Origin of the sequence: Streptomyces anthophorae (assembly GCF_049310305.1) — a bacterium.
In the GTDB taxonomy this organism is placed as follows: Bacteria; Actinomycetota; Actinomycetes; order Streptomycetales; family Streptomycetaceae; genus Streptomyces.
Window position 1 is genome coordinate 4,961,602 of the sequence record NZ_JBLWQQ010000001.1, and the last position, 12,960, is coordinate 4,974,561.

Here is a 12,960-nt window from a genome sequence, read left to right on the forward strand (position 1 = left end):
TCATGAGCGCGGTGGTCGGGGCGCGGATGCTGGACGGCGTACGGCAGTGGCTCGCCGAGAACGGGTCGGAGGCGACGCCCGCGCGCGTGGCCGAGGCGCTGCGGGCGCAGGGCCGGATCCTGGGCGACGCCGAAGTGCTGGGCGCGGCGGGCAGGTTGAGGTCGGAGCTGGTGGGCGCGGGGCCGTTGGAGCCGCTGCTCGCCGACCCTTCGGTGACGGATGTCCTGGTGTCGGCGCCGGACGAGGTGTGGGTGGACCGGGGCGGCGGTCTGGAACGGGCCGGTGTGGCCTTCGAAAGTGCCGCCGACGTACGCCGGTTGGCCCAGCGGCTCGCGGCCGTCGTGGGCCGCCGCCTGGACGACGCGCGGCCATGGGTGGACGCCCGGCTGCCCGACGGGACGCGGCTGCACGCGGTGCTGCCACCGATCGCGGCGGGCTGCACCTGCCTGTCCCTGCGGGTCGTGCGACCCCGGGCGTTCACCCTGGAGGAGCTGACGGCGGCGGGGACGGTGCCGCCGGGCGGCGACCGGGTGCTGCGGGCGCTGCTCGACGCACGCCTGTCGTTCCTGATCAGCGGCGGTACGGGCACGGGCAAGACGACGCTGCTGAGCGCGCTGCTCGGCCTGGTGGGGCCGCGGGAGCGGATCGTCCTGGCGGAGGACTCCGCCGAGCTGAGGCCGGACCACCCCCATGTCGTCCGCCTCGAATCGCGCCCCGCCAACCAGGAGGGCGCGGGGGCCGTCGGGCTCGACGACCTGGTCAGGCAGGCGCTGCGGATGCGGCCCGACCGGCTCGTGGTGGGCGAGGTGCGCGGCGCCGAGGTGGTCTCGCTCCTGGCCGCCCTGAACACGGGCCACGAAGGGGGTTCGTGCACGGTCCACGCCAACGCGGCGAGCGATGTCCCGGTGCGCCTGGAGGCGTTGGGGACGGCGGCCGGGCTCGACCGGGCGGCGCTGCACAGCCAGTTGGCGGCGGCGCTGTCCGTGGTGCTGCATCTCGTACGGGACCGGGGCGGGCGGCGGCGCATCGCCCAGGTCCAGGTGCTGGAGCGGGACGCGGAGGGCTGGGTGCGGGCGGTACCGGCGCTGGAGTGGGGCGAGCGGGGATTCGTGGAGGGGGTGGGGTGGGCGCGACTCGGCGGGTTGCTGGGGCTGCGGTTGGGGTGAGGGCGGCGGCTGCGGCGACGGGCCCGGTGTGCGGGGCGTCGCAGGTGGGTGCGGCCCGGTGGCCGTCTGTGGCGCCCGGAGAGGGCGCGTGGCGGTGGGGCGTCGGTCGGAGGCGTGCGGGTCGGTGGATTCGGTGGAGCTGCCGGATTCGGTGGAGCTGGTGGAGAGGGGTGCGTGGGTGTGAGTGGTGGGAGCTTGGGCGGCGGTCTCGGTGTGGTGGTGGCCGTGTTGGGGGCTGTGGTCGTGATGCGGGCGGTACAGGTACGGGAGTTGGAGGTGCGGCGGGCCCGGAGGGTGTTGGGTGCCGGGGCGGATCTCGGGGTGCTGTCCGGGTGGTCGGTCCTGGCCGAGCGGTGGTGGGCGTGGCTGCGGGCGCGGCCCGAATGGGCTTGTGCGGTCGGGGGGTTGGTGGTCGGGATCGCCGGGGCCTCGGTGCTGCCGGTCGTGCTCGGGGTGTGCGCGGTGCCCGGAGCGGGACGGTTGCGCGGGGCGCGGGCGGCGCGGCGGGGAAGGGAGCGGCGCGGGGAGGCGGTGATCCGGTTGTGCGGGCTGCTGGCCGGTGAGGTGCGGGCCGGGCGGCAGCCGGGGGAGGCGCTGGTGGTGGCGGTGCGGGGGTCGGGGGCGTTGACCGGCGCGGGGAGTGCGGCCGTGGTGGCGGCGGCCCGGTTCGGCGGGGATGTGCCCGGGGCCCTGGGAGCGGCGTCGCGGGAGCCGGGGGCCGAAGGGCTGAGCGGGCTCGCGGCGTGCTGGCGGGTGGCGGTGGACAGAGGCGCGGGGCTCGCGTCGGGGCTCGAACGGCTCGCGGACGCCCTGCGCGCGGAGCGGGATCAACGAGCCGACTTCAGGGCCCAGTTGGCGGGCCCCTCGTCGACCACGGTGATGCTCGCCTGCCTGCCGGTGTGCGCGCTGTTGCTCGGGGCGGGCATGGGGGCGCGGCCCCTGCGGGTGCTGCTGCACACGTGGCCCGGGATCGGGTGCCTGGTGGTGGGCGGGGCGTTGGAGGCCGCCGGGCTGTGGTGGGCGATGCGGATCGTGCGAGGGGCGGAGGGGTGAGGGGCGATGAATGTTGTCCACAGGCTGGGGGCGGTGCTGTGCGTCGCGGTGATGGCGATGTGGCTGGTGCGGGAGATCGCGGAGCGGCGGGCCGAACGGGCGTTGCGGAAGCGGGTACGGCTGGTGCTGCGGGTGGCTGTGGAGTCCTCGGCCCGGCGGACCGTGCGCCTGCCGGCCGGGGTGCGGCGGTGGGTGCCGGTCGCTGGTGCGGTGTGCGCCGGGTTCGTGCTGGTCGGCGGGGTGCCGGGGGCGCTGGTCGGGGTGGTGTGCGGGGTGGGGGTGTGGAAGTGGTCGCGCCACCTGGAGGGGCGCGTGGGAGCCGGGGCGGTGCCTCGGGGTGACGCGGTACGTCAACTGACCTTGGCCTCGGACCTATTGGCTTCGTGTCTTGCGGCGGGTGCCGGCCCTGTGGAGGCGGCGCGGGCGGTGGGTGAGGCCCTGGGCGGGCCCGTCGGGCGGGGCCTTGCGCGGGGCGCGGCCCAGGTGCGGCTCGGGGGTGAACTGGGTTTGGTGTGGCGGGAGTTGTCGGCGATTCCCGGGGCGGCGGGGCTTGTACGGCTGCTGGAGCGGGCGGGCGAGTCTGGGGCCCCGGCGGCGGCCCCGGTGGCGCGGTTCGCCGCGGAGTGCCGCGCCGGGCGGGCGCGCGTCGCGACGACGGCGGCCCGCCGGGCCGCGGTGGCGATCACGGCACCGGTGGGCCTGTGCTTCCTGCCCGCGTTCCTGGTGGTCGGGGTGGTGCCGGTGGTGATCGGCCTGGGGGACGGGGTCTTCGGAGGGCGATGAACGGCGTGACGGATCAAAGGCGGGGCGGCGGGGCGGCTGGACGGCAGATGGGCGGGACGGCAGAAGGGCTGAACGGCCCGACAGGTAGTTGGCGTAACAGCAGCACGGATCAAGGGAGTTGGCATGAACGGAATGCGGGCAGGTCGAGCGTGCGAGTGGCTGCGCGGAGGCGTCCTTCGGTGGGTGCGGGCGGTGCGGTCCGGGCGGCGGGACGCGGGGATGGTGAGCGCCGAGTACGCGGTGGGGCTGATCGCGGCGGTGGGCTTCGCCGGAGTGCTGTTCCAGGTGGTGACGAGCGACGTCGTGCAGTCGGCGTTGCAGTCGTTGGTGGCGAAGGCGCTCCATGGGTCGTTCTGAGCCCCGGCGCGGCGACCGGGGATTCGTGACGGCGGAGGCGGCCGTGGTGCTGCCGGTGCTCGTGACGTTCACGATGGCGCTGGTCTGGGTGGTGCTCGCGGCGTCGGCGCAGATCAGATGCGTGGACGCGGCGCGGGCCGGGGCCAGGGCGGTGGCCCGGCAGGAGCCCAGGGGTGCGGCGCTGGCGGCGGCGCGGGAGGCCGCGCCGCCGGGGGCCAGGGTCGTGGTGGGCCGGGAGGGCGATCTGGTGCGGGTGACGGTGCGGGCGAGGTCCGTGGGGCCGGGAGCGCTCGGGGTGGAACTGGGCGCGCAGGCGGTGGCGGCGGAGGAGACGACGTGAGGGGGCGGGGCGACCGCGGCTCGGCGACCGTGTGGGTCGCGATGGCGATGGCCGCGGTGGGAGTGGTGTTCGGGGCGGTGCTGGCGATGGGCCAGGCGATCGAGGTACGGCACCGGGCGGGCTCGGCGGCCGACCTGGCGGCCCTGGCGGCGGCGGACCACTGGATGGACGGGACTACGAAGGCGTGCGCCCTGGCGGCGCGTGTGGCACGGGCGCAGGACGCGGGGGTGGTGCGCTGCGTGGTCCACGGGGAGGTGTCGGACGTGACCGCGACGGCGGGCCACGGGGCCTTCCACTCGGAGGTCCGGGCGCGGGCAGGCCCACCTGGGCAGGCCTCAGCCTTCGGATGCGGGGCCGGTGTCGGCCATTCAAGCCCCTGCGGCGATTGAGCAGCGGGGTCCGGGGCGGAGCCCCGAGGCGTAGGACCGGAAGACCGCAACGGAACACGAAGGGCTACTCCGCCGCATCCCGCAACGGAACGGACGGCTACCCCGCCGCATCCCGCAACAGAACGGAGAGGAGCCGCACCGCACCCCGCTTGTGCAACGGGTCGTTGCCGTTGCCGCACTTGGGGGACTGGATGCAGGAGGGGCAGCCGGCCTCGCACTCGCAGGACGCGATGGCCTCACGGGTGGCGGTCAGCCACTCACGGGCGGTGTGGAAGGCGCGTTCGGCGAAGCCCGCGCCGCCGGGGTGACCGTCGTAGACGAAGACCGTGGGGAGGAGCGTGTCCGGGTGGAGCGGGATCGAGACGCCGCCGATGTCCCAGCGGTCGCACGTGGCGAAGAGGGGGAGCAGGCCGATGGAGGCGTGCTCGGCGGCGTGCAGGGCGCCGCCGAGGATCTCGGGGTTCACCCGGGCCGCGTCCAGCTGGTCCTCCGTGACCGTCCACCACACCGCGCGGGTGCGCAGCGTACGAGGAGGGAGGTCGAGCTTGGTCTCGCCGAGGACCTCGCCGGTGATGAGGCGGCGGCGAAGGTAGCCGACGACCTGGTTCGTGACCTCGACCGAGCCGTAGCACAACCGGCCGTCGCCCCAAGGGACTTCGACGTCGGTCTCCAGGATGGAGATGGCCGTGGTGTCGCGGGCGGTGGTCGAGTAGGTGGGGTTCGCCGTCTCGACCAGGGCGACGTTGTCGTCGAGGTCCAGCTTCTTCACCACGTACGTGCGGCCCTGGTGGAGGTGGACCGCGCCGTCGTGGACCGAGGTGTGGGCGGAGCCCGCGTCGACCGTGCCGAGCAGCCGACCCGTGGCGGCCTCGACGATCTGGACGGGAGAGCCGCCCTCGCCGCGGATGTCGGCCAGGTCGGCGGCGGACTCCCGGCGCGTCCAGTGCCAGGCCTTCGTGGCAGCGCGGCGGCGCAGCAGCTTCGCGGCCTCCAGCTGCGGCAGCAGGTCCAGGGTCGCCGGGCCGAACAGGTCCAGGTCCGGTTCGGTCAGGGGGATTTCCGCCGCCGCGGCGCACAGGTGCGGCGCCAGGACGTACGGGTTGTCGGGGTCGAGGACCGTCGACTCGACCGGCTGGTCGAAGAGGGCTTCCGGGTGGTGGACCAGATACGTGTCCAGGGGGTCGTCACGGGCCACCAGGACCGCCAGCGCGCCCTGCCCGGAGCGCCCGGCCCGGCCCGCCTGCTGCCACAGCGACGCCCGCGTACCCGGATAGCCGGAGATCAGCACGGCGTCCAACCCCGAGACGTCGATGCCGAGTTCGAGGGCGGTGGTGGCGGCGAGGCCGAGGAGTTCGCCGGAGTGCAGGGCCGCCTCGAGGGCCCGGCGTTCCTCGGAGAGATAGCCGCCGCGGTAGGCCGCGACCCGCCGGGCGAGCGAGCGGTCGACCTCGGCGAGCCGCTCCTGCGCGATCACCGAGATCAGCTCGGCGCCACGCCGGGAGCGTACGAAGGCCACCGAGCGCACGCCCTGGACCGCGAGGTCGGTCAGCAGGTCCGCCGTCTCGGCGGTCGCCGTGCGCCGCACCGGCGCGCCCTTCTCGCCCTGCATCTCCGTCAGCGGGGGTTCCCAGAGCGCGAAGACCAGTTCGCCGCGCGGCGAGGCGTCGTCGGCGACCTCGACGACCGGAAGGCCCGTCAACCGCTGGGCGGAGAGGGCCGGTTCGGCCGAGGTGGCCGAGGCAAGCAGGAAGACGGGATCGGATCCGTAGCGGGCACATATGCGGCGCAGTCTGCGCAGCACCTGCGCCACGTGGGAGCCGAAGACGCCGCGATACGTGTGGCACTCGTCGATCACGACGTACTTGAGCGCCTTGAGGAAGGAGGACCAGCGCGGGTGCGAGGGCAGGATGCCCCGGTGCAGCATGTCCGGGTTGGTGAGGACGTAGTTTCCGTACTGGCGTACCCATTCGCGTTCCTCGAACGGGGTGTCGCCGTCGTAGACCGCCGGCCGAATCGCCGTACCGAGCGGTTGTGAAAGTTCCTTCACCGATCGGCACTGGTCCGCCGCGAGCGCCTTCGTCGGGGCGAGGTAGAGCGTGGTCGCGCCGCGCCCGTTCGGCGCCTCGGATCCGTCGAGGAGAGTCGACAGGACCGGAACCAGATAGGCGAGCGACTTTCCGGAGGCCGTGCCGGTGGCGACGACCACCGAATCGCCGTCCAGCGCGTGCTCCGCCGCGAGTGCCTGATGGGCCCAGGGATGCGCGATTCCGGCGGTCTGCACGGCCGCGATGACCTCGGCGCGGATCCGATCGGGCCAGACGGCATGACGGCCGGGGCGAGGGGGCAAGTGCTCCGTATGGGTGATGCGCGCAGCCCTGCTCGGACCCGAGGCGAGCCGCTCCAGGACCGCACCGGGAGAGGGGCGGACTGGGGCGGATGGCGAGGGTCGTTCGGATCGGTGATTCTTGGCCATCGGCACCGAGTGTGTCACTGGCGTGACGGACAATGCTCTCAAGGCGTCGTGCACGCCTGCCGGTAAGTGATTGAATGCCATCGCGGCTGGCGAACCGTCCCGGGGGATCATGCCGAGGTGTCCCCGAGGGGCGACCGCTCGATAGCAAGGTGCTGGAGGATCCGTGGACCTGTCCCTGTCGACCCGTACCGTCGGCGATCGTACGGTCGTCGAGGTCGGTGGCGAAATTGATGTGTATACCGCGCCCAAGCTGCGCGAGCAGCTGGTCGAGCTGGTGAACGACGGCAGTTTCCACCTTGTCGTCGACATGGAGGGCGTGGACTTCCTCGACTCCACCGGGCTCGGCGTACTGGTCGGCGGTCTGAAGCGCGTGCGTGCCCATGAGGGCTCGCTGCGCCTGGTGTGCAACCAGGAGCGCATTCTCAAGATCTTCCGTATCACCGGACTGACCAAGGTGTTCCCGATCCACACCTCGGTCGAGGAAGCCGTCTCGGCGACCGACTGATCCGGTTGATGCCGGTGGCGACACCGGCGGAGACGAGGGGATCGGGCGGCCGAGGCCGGCCGATCCCCGGGAGCACGCTCGTACAACCGTGGGCCCGTCTGTCCGAGGGGGATGCATGGCCACTGTCGAACTCCGCTTCAGCCCTCTGCCCGAGCACGTCAGGACGGCCCGCCTGGTGGCGGCCGCCGTGGCGCGCAGGTCGGGCGTGGACGAGGCCGTGCTCGACGAGGTCAGGCTCGCCGTCGGTGAGGCTTGCAGCCGCGCGGTCGGGCTGCACCAGAGCAGCGGCATCACGGCGCCGGTGCGGGTGGCCCTGATCGAGGAGGAGAAGCAGTTCTCCATCGAGGTCGGGGACGAGGCGCCGCGCTCGGTGCCCCCGTCGGCCGCGGCCGACGGCGCGGGAGCCGCGGACGAGCTGGCGGCGGAGGGCGAGGACGAGATGGGTCTCGCCGTCATCAGCGGCCTCGTGGACGATGTCGAGGTCACCGCGGACACGGACGGCGGACTCATTCGGATGAGTTGGCCGACCCTGCCGGCGACGCTTCCCTGACGCTCCGCGTCATCAGAGATCTTTTGCAGAGGCTCCGTTCACCGCGAGGTGAACGGAGCCTCTGTTGTGTTTCCCGAGGTCACGTTGCGTTTATCGAGATCATTACGATCTTTCTCGCGCGCTAATGCGCTCAATGCATTACGCATTCCTCTTCGCGTGACCGATCGAGGTTCACCGAACATTTGCTGGGTAGGAAACAATTCCGTTTGCCGCGCCCTGTTTTGATCAGGGTCCGCTCCCTACAATCCGTCCACATCTTGAGCTCAGTCCAAGCGTCAAGGAGGACGAATGGCGGAGCCCTCTACCCCTGCTACGTTCGCAGCCGCAGTTCTGACCGACGACAACAGATTGATCGTCGTCGTCATCGCCGTCGTCGCGCTCGCGGCGCTCGCCGTCGCCGGAGTCCTGGTGCGCCAGGTGCTCGCGGCCGGTGAGGGCACGGACTCGATGAAGGAGATCGCGGGCGCGGTCCAGGAAGGCGCGAAAGCGTATCTGGGCCGACAGTTGCGGACTCTCGGCGTATTCGCCGTCGTGGTGTTCTTCCTGCTCATGCTGCTTCCGGCGGACGACTGGAATCAGCGAGCGGGCCGGTCGATCTTCTTCTTGATCGGCGCGGTGTTCTCGGCCGTCACCGGCTATATCGGAATGTGGCTCGCGGTGCGCAGCAATGTGCGCGTCGCCGCTGCCGCAAGAGAAGCGACCCCGGCGGAAGGCGAGCCGGAAAAGGATCTCACCAGCGTTTCGCACCACGCCATGAAGATCGCTTTCCGTACGGGCGGCGTCGTCGGCATGTTCACGGTGGGACTCGGCCTGCTCGGCGCTTCCTGCGTCGTGCTCGTCTACGCGGCCGACGCGCCCAAGGTCCTGGAGGGCTTCGGGCTCGGCGCCGCGCTGATCGCGATGTTCATGCGTGTCGGAGGCGGCATCTTCACCAAGGCCGCCGACGTCGGCGCCGACCTGGTCGGCAAGGTCGAGCAGGGCATTCCGGAGGACGATCCGCGCAATGCCGCGACCATCGCCGACAACGTGGGCGACAACGTCGGAGACTGTGCGGGAATGGCCGCCGACCTCTTCGAGTCGTACGCCGTCACGCTGGTCGCCGCGCTGATCCTCGGCAAGGCGGCCTTCGGCGACGCCGGTCTCGCGTTCCCGCTGATCGTGCCCGCGATCGGGGTCGTCACGGCGATGATCGGCATCTTCGCCGTCGCGCCACGCCGGGCCGACCGCTCGGGAATGAGCGCCATCAACCGCGGCTTCTTCATCTCCGCGGTGATCTCGATCGTGCTCGTGGCCATCGCCGTGTTCCTGTACCTGCCGGGCAAGTACGCCGACCTGGACGGCGTCACGGACGCGGCGATCAGCGGCAAGGACGGCGACCCGCGGATCCTCGCGGTCGTCGCCGTGGCGATCGGCATCGTGCTCGCGGCCCTCATCCAGCAGCTCACCGGCTACTTCACCGAGACGACCCGGCGCCCGGTCCGCGACATCGGCAAGACCTCGCTGACCGGCCCCGCGACGGTCGTCCTCGCCGGCATCTCCATCGGCCTCGAATCGGCTGTCTACACGGCGATGCTGATCGGGCTCGGCGTCTACGGGGCGTTCCTGCTCGGCGGTACGTCGATCATGCTCGCCCTGTTCGCGGTCGCCCTGGCCGGTACGGGGCTGCTCACCACGGTCGGCGTCATCGTCGCCATGGACACCTTCGGCCCCGTGTCCGACAACGCGCAGGGCATCGCCGAGATGTCCGGCGACGTCGAGGGCGCGGGCGCGCAGGTGCTCACCGACCTGGACGCCGTCGGCAACACGACGAAGGCCATCACCAAGGGCATCGCCATCGCGACGGCCGTGCTCGCGGCCTCCGCGCTGTTCGGCTCGTACCGGGACGCGATCGTCACGGCGGCGCGGGACGTCGGCGAGAAGGTCGGCTCCGGCGGACCCATGAACCTGGTCATGGACATCTCGCAGCCCAACAACCTGGTCGGGCTCATCGCGGGCGCCGCGGTCGTGTTCCTCTTCTCCGGGCTCGCCATCAACGCCGTCTCGCGGTCGGCGGGTTCGGTGGTCTACGAGGTGCGCAGGCAGTTCCGCGAGCACCCCGGGATCATGGACTACACGGAGAAGCCCGAGTACGGACGTGTGGTCGACATCTGCACGAAGGACGCACTGCGGGAGCTCGCCACGCCCGGGCTGCTCGCCGTCATGGCGCCGATCGCGGTCGGCTTCACGCTCGGCGTCGGCGCGCTCGGGGCGTATCTCGCGGGGGCGATCGGGACGGGCACGCTGATGGCCGTCTTCCTCGCGAATTCCGGCGGCGCGTGGGACAACGCGAAGAAGTTGGTGGAGGACGGGCATCACGGCGGCAAGGGCAGTGAGGCCCACGCCGCCACCGTCATCGGTGACACCGTCGGTGACCCCTTCAAGGACACCGCGGGCCCCGCCATCAACCCGCTCCTCAAGGTGATGAACCTCGTGGCGCTGCTCATCGCGCCGGCGATCGTGAAGTTCAGCTACGGGGACGACGCGAGCGTGGGCGTGCGGATCGGGGCCGCGGTCGTGGCGCTCGCCGTGATCATCGGTGCCGTGTACATGTCCAAGCGGCGCGGCATCGCGGTCGGCGGGGACGAGGACGGGACCACCGAAGGGGCCGGACGGGTGCCGGAACAGTCGGATCCCGCCGTGGTCTCCACGACACGTACGTGAGGAACATGCGTACGTGACTTGAGTGCACGTCAGTACGACAACGGGTGGGCGGACAGCCTTTTTTGACGGGCTGTCCGCCCATCGGTCTGTTCTGGCGTAGTTTTCTTACGCCTGCGGGGCGGGCCCTTCCGGTTTCAGTGAGCCTTATCTCTCTTGGTGCAAATGGCTGCTAAAGGTCAATAAAGTGGTCGTATAGGACACCCGGCGTGCGATTGTCGTGTGCGTGGCGTGTAAGTTCCGGGGCCGAGAGCCATGGAAGGGACCAATCCGGTGAACAAGAAGCTTGCTGCCGCACTGTCCGGCGGTGCGGTACTGGTACTGGCGTTGTCGGGCTGCAGCGACGACAGCAACGAGAAGCTCGACTCCTGGGCCAAGCAGGTCTGCGACAAGGTCCAGCCGCAGGCCAAGAAGATCGAGGCCGCGAACACCGCGATCCAGAAGCAGACCTCGGACAACAGCGAGCCCAAGCAGGTCCAGGAGACCGACTCGCAGGCGTTCCAGGACATGTCCGACGCGTACAAGGCGATCGGTGACGCGGTCGACAAGGCGGGGGCCCCGCCGGTCGACGGCGGTGACAAGAAGCAGCAGAACGCCGTCAAGGAGCTCGACAAGATCTCGACGTCGTACGCCGACCTGAAGAAGAAGGTCGACAAGCTCGACACGGGCGACCAGGCGAAGTTCGCCGACGGGCTCAAGGACATCGCCGGCCAGCTGGACACGCTGAGCCAGGACGGCAGTGACGCGCTCAAGAACCTTGAGGAGGGGGACGTGGGCAAGGCGATGGCGAAGCAGGAGAGCTGCAAGAGCGCTTCCGCTACGCCTTCGGGGTCCTAGGTTCCGGTTTGGGGTTCGCGCCCCCGGGGTTGCGCTTTTTTGCGCGGCACCGGGGGCGCTGTCGTGTTTTCGGAGGCCTGCGCCGGGGGCTGTGCCCACCCGTTCCGCCGTGCGGAACGCCTGCCCACAGCGGGGCGGAATGCCTGCCCACAGTGGGGTGTAGCGGCTGTCCGTGGCTGTGGGGGAGTCACAATGGAGGGGTGAGTTCTTCCGCGTTTGTATCGCTGCCCTCCGTTGATCGAGACGATGTCGCCCAGTCCCTGCGGGACGCGCTCGTTGCTGCCGAGTTCACCGCCGACGGCCTGCTCGAGTTGCTGGGGGCGTCCGCCTACGCGGCGCTTGCGCGCAGCGAGACCGTGCCTGCCCTGCGGGCCACCCGGGGCGAGCGGCCCCTGGAGACGCTCGTCCGGCTGTTCCTGTTGCAGCAGCCCGCGCCGCGCGAGCGCGTGGCCGGGGTGCTGCCGCTCGACGCGTGCCTGGAGAGCGGGTGGCTGCGGGCCGTCGGGGGCGACGAGGTCGCGGCGAGCGTCGACGTACGCCCGTATGGCGGCCCCGAGGGCGAGGACTGGTTCATCGTGTCCGACCTCGGGTGCGCCGTCGGCGGCGCCGGAGGCATCGGCAGCAGCGAGGAAGGCGTCGTGCTCGGGGTCGGCGGGGCGTCCACCACGCTCGCCGGGATCACCGTGCGCACGCCCGTCGGCTCGGCCCTCGACCTCGGCACCGGATCCGGGATCCAGGCGCTGCACGCGGCGCGCCACGCCACGCGCGTCACCGCGACCGACCTCAACCCGCGTGCGCTGCACATGACGGCGCTGACCCTCGCGCTGTCGGGTGCGCAGGCGGCCGACCTGCGGGAGGGCTCGCTGTACGAGCCCGTGGGCGACGCCACGTACGACCTGGTCGTCTCCAACCCGCCGTTCGTGATCTCGCCGGGCGCCCGCCTCACGTACCGGGACGGCGGCATGAGCGGGGACGATCTGTGCCGCTCGGTCGTTCAGGGGGCAGGGGAGCACCTGAACGACGGGGGGTACGCGCAGTTCCTCGCCAACTGGCAGCACGTGGAGGGGGAGGAGTGGACCGAGCGGCTGCGCTCCTGGGTGCCGCGCGGCTGTGACGCCTGGATCGTGCAGCGCGAGGTGCAGGACGTCGCGCAGTACGCCGAGTTGTGGCTGCGGGACGCCGGTGACCACCGCGGCGACCCGGCCGCGTACGCGGCGCGGTACGACGCGTGGCTGGACGAGTTCGAGGCGCGCAAGGTGCGGGCCGTCGGCTTCGGCTGGATCACGCTGCGGAAGACCGCTGCCGAGGAGCCCTCGATCGTCGTCGAGGAGTGGCCGCACCCCGTCGAGCAGCCGCTCGGCGACGCCGTGCGCGCGCACTTCGAGCGGGTCGACTGGCTGCGGGCGCACGACGACGCGGGGCTGCTCGGTGCGCACTTCAAGCTGGCCGGGGAGGTCGTGCAGGAGCAGGTCGGCCTTCCGGGCGCCGAGGACCCGGAGCACGTCGTGCTGCGGCAGGGGCGCGGGATGCGCCGGGCGACGAAGGTGGACACGGTCGGGGCCGGGTTCGCCGGCGTCTGCGACGGCTCGCTGAGCGCCGGGACGATCCTGGACGCCATCGCCCAACTCATGGGCGAGGACCCGGTGTCGCTGCGCGACCGCACGCCCGCGCAGATCCGGACGCTGGTCGAGCAGGGGTTCCTGGAGCCCTTCACGCCCGCCGGCTGACTCCGGTCGGCCGCTCTTCGCCTTGTGGCGCCCGGGAGTTCACCCGGGGTTCGGCTGTCCGTGTCAGCGTCGCCCGCCTGGGT

At 71.8% G+C, this 12,960-nt stretch carries 12 protein-coding genes; 11 read left to right on the forward strand and 1 reads right to left on the reverse strand.

Translation table 11 applies throughout. The features are described from left to right. The first annotated feature begins 2 nt into the window (after positions 1-2). The 6 genes from ACNYS0_RS22625 (at position 3) to ACNYS0_RS22650 (ending at position 4,088) form a co-directional block, all read left to right on the forward strand. Positions 3-1,166 carry a TadA family conjugal transfer-associated ATPase gene (locus ACNYS0_RS22625; protein WP_422476298.1) on the forward strand — a complete coding sequence of 388 codons (1,164 nt, stop codon included), beginning with the start codon at positions 3-5 and terminating at the stop codon, positions 1,164-1,166. A gap of 246 nt (positions 1,167-1,412) precedes the next feature. Continuing rightward, entirely contained in the window at positions 1,413-2,219 is an 807-nt protein-coding gene (locus tag ACNYS0_RS22630) for a type II secretion system F family protein (protein ID WP_422482752.1), read from the forward strand. A 6-nt stretch (positions 2,220-2,225) separates the two neighbouring features. After that, on the forward strand, positions 2,226-3,002 hold the full coding sequence (locus tag ACNYS0_RS22635) for a type II secretion system F family protein (RefSeq protein WP_422476300.1): 777 nt from the start codon (positions 2,226-2,228) through the stop codon (positions 3,000-3,002). Between the two features lie 123 nt (positions 3,003-3,125). Next, complete coding sequence (locus ACNYS0_RS22640; RefSeq protein WP_422476302.1) at positions 3,126-3,359, forward strand: DUF4244 domain-containing protein; 234 nt, start codon at positions 3,126-3,128, stop codon at positions 3,357-3,359. Further along, on the forward strand, positions 3,346-3,699 hold the full coding sequence (locus tag ACNYS0_RS22645; protein ID WP_422476304.1) for a TadE family type IV pilus minor pilin: 354 nt from the start codon (positions 3,346-3,348) through the stop codon (positions 3,697-3,699). The genes ACNYS0_RS22640 and ACNYS0_RS22645 overlap by 14 nt, the downstream gene beginning before the upstream one ends. Before the next feature lie 41 nt (positions 3,700-3,740). After that, on the forward strand, positions 3,741-4,088 hold the full coding sequence (locus ACNYS0_RS22650; protein WP_422482753.1) for an Rv3654c family TadE-like protein: 348 nt from the start codon (positions 3,741-3,743) through the stop codon (positions 4,086-4,088). Positions 4,089-4,185: 97 nt separating this feature from the next. Here the strand turns inward: ACNYS0_RS22650 and ACNYS0_RS22655 are convergent, their stop codons facing one another. Next, complete coding sequence (locus ACNYS0_RS22655; RefSeq protein WP_422476306.1) at positions 4,186-6,642, reverse strand: DEAD/DEAH box helicase; 2,457 nt, start codon at positions 6,640-6,642, stop codon at positions 4,186-4,188. A gap of 82 nt (positions 6,643-6,724) precedes the next feature. On the opposite strand from ACNYS0_RS22655, the gene bldG reads away from it, so the two are divergent. The 5 genes from bldG (at position 6,725) to ACNYS0_RS22680 (ending at position 12,877) form a co-directional block, all read left to right on the forward strand. Continuing rightward, positions 6,725-7,066, forward strand: a complete 342-nt coding sequence (gene bldG, locus ACNYS0_RS22660) for an anti-sigma factor antagonist BldG (protein WP_125514212.1) — start codon at positions 6,725-6,727, stop codon at positions 7,064-7,066. Between the two features lie 115 nt (positions 7,067-7,181). Next, positions 7,182-7,616, forward strand: coding sequence for an ATP-binding protein (locus ACNYS0_RS22665; RefSeq protein ID WP_422431195.1), 435 nt, complete (start codon positions 7,182-7,184; stop codon positions 7,614-7,616). Positions 7,617-7,904: 288 nt separating this feature from the next. Beyond that, a complete protein-coding gene (locus ACNYS0_RS22670) occupies positions 7,905-10,316 on the forward strand; it encodes a sodium-translocating pyrophosphatase (protein ID WP_422476308.1) in 2,412 nt (803 codons plus the stop codon). A 252-nt stretch (positions 10,317-10,568) separates the two neighbouring features. Next, positions 10,569-11,150: a small secreted protein gene (locus tag ACNYS0_RS22675; protein ID WP_422408114.1), complete on the forward strand. Its 582-nt coding sequence runs from the start codon at positions 10,569-10,571 to the stop codon at positions 11,148-11,150. A 200-nt stretch (positions 11,151-11,350) separates the two neighbouring features. Then, positions 11,351-12,877 carry a DUF7059 domain-containing protein gene (locus tag ACNYS0_RS22680; RefSeq protein ID WP_422476310.1) on the forward strand — a complete coding sequence of 509 codons (1,527 nt, stop codon included), beginning with the start codon at positions 11,351-11,353 and terminating at the stop codon, positions 12,875-12,877. The last annotated feature ends 83 nt before the right edge of the window (positions 12,878-12,960 follow it).

What these genes read in the sequence shown, in the direction of transcription:
- ACNYS0_RS22630 (WP_422482752.1), top strand. Translation starts at nt 1,413, where the DNA reads ATGCGGGCGGTACAGGTACGGGAGTTGGAGGTGCGGCGGGCCCGGAGG.
- ACNYS0_RS22675 (WP_422408114.1), top strand. Translation starts at nt 10,569, where the DNA reads ATGGAAGGGACCAATCCGGTGAACAAGAAGCTTGCTGCCGCACTGTCC.
- ACNYS0_RS22650 (WP_422482753.1), top strand. Translation starts at nt 3,741, where the DNA reads ATGGCGATGGCCGCGGTGGGAGTGGTGTTCGGGGCGGTGCTGGCGATG.
- ACNYS0_RS22640 (WP_422476302.1), top strand. Translation starts at nt 3,126, where the DNA reads ATGAACGGAATGCGGGCAGGTCGAGCGTGCGAGTGGCTGCGCGGAGGC.
- ACNYS0_RS22655 (WP_422476306.1), bottom strand. Translation starts at nt 6,642, where the DNA reads ATGGCATTCAATCACTTACCGGCAGGCGTGCACGACGCCTTGAGAGCA.
- ACNYS0_RS22635 (WP_422476300.1), top strand. Translation starts at nt 2,226, where the DNA reads ATGAATGTTGTCCACAGGCTGGGGGCGGTGCTGTGCGTCGCGGTGATG.
- ACNYS0_RS22645 (WP_422476304.1), top strand. Translation starts at nt 3,346, where the DNA reads ATGGGTCGTTCTGAGCCCCGGCGCGGCGACCGGGGATTCGTGACGGCG.
- ACNYS0_RS22625 (WP_422476298.1), top strand. Translation starts at nt 3, where the DNA reads ATGAGCGCGGTGGTCGGGGCGCGGATGCTGGACGGCGTACGGCAGTGG.
- ACNYS0_RS22665 (WP_422431195.1), top strand. Translation starts at nt 7,182, where the DNA reads ATGGCCACTGTCGAACTCCGCTTCAGCCCTCTGCCCGAGCACGTCAGG.
- ACNYS0_RS22670 (WP_422476308.1), top strand. Translation starts at nt 7,905, where the DNA reads ATGGCGGAGCCCTCTACCCCTGCTACGTTCGCAGCCGCAGTTCTGACC.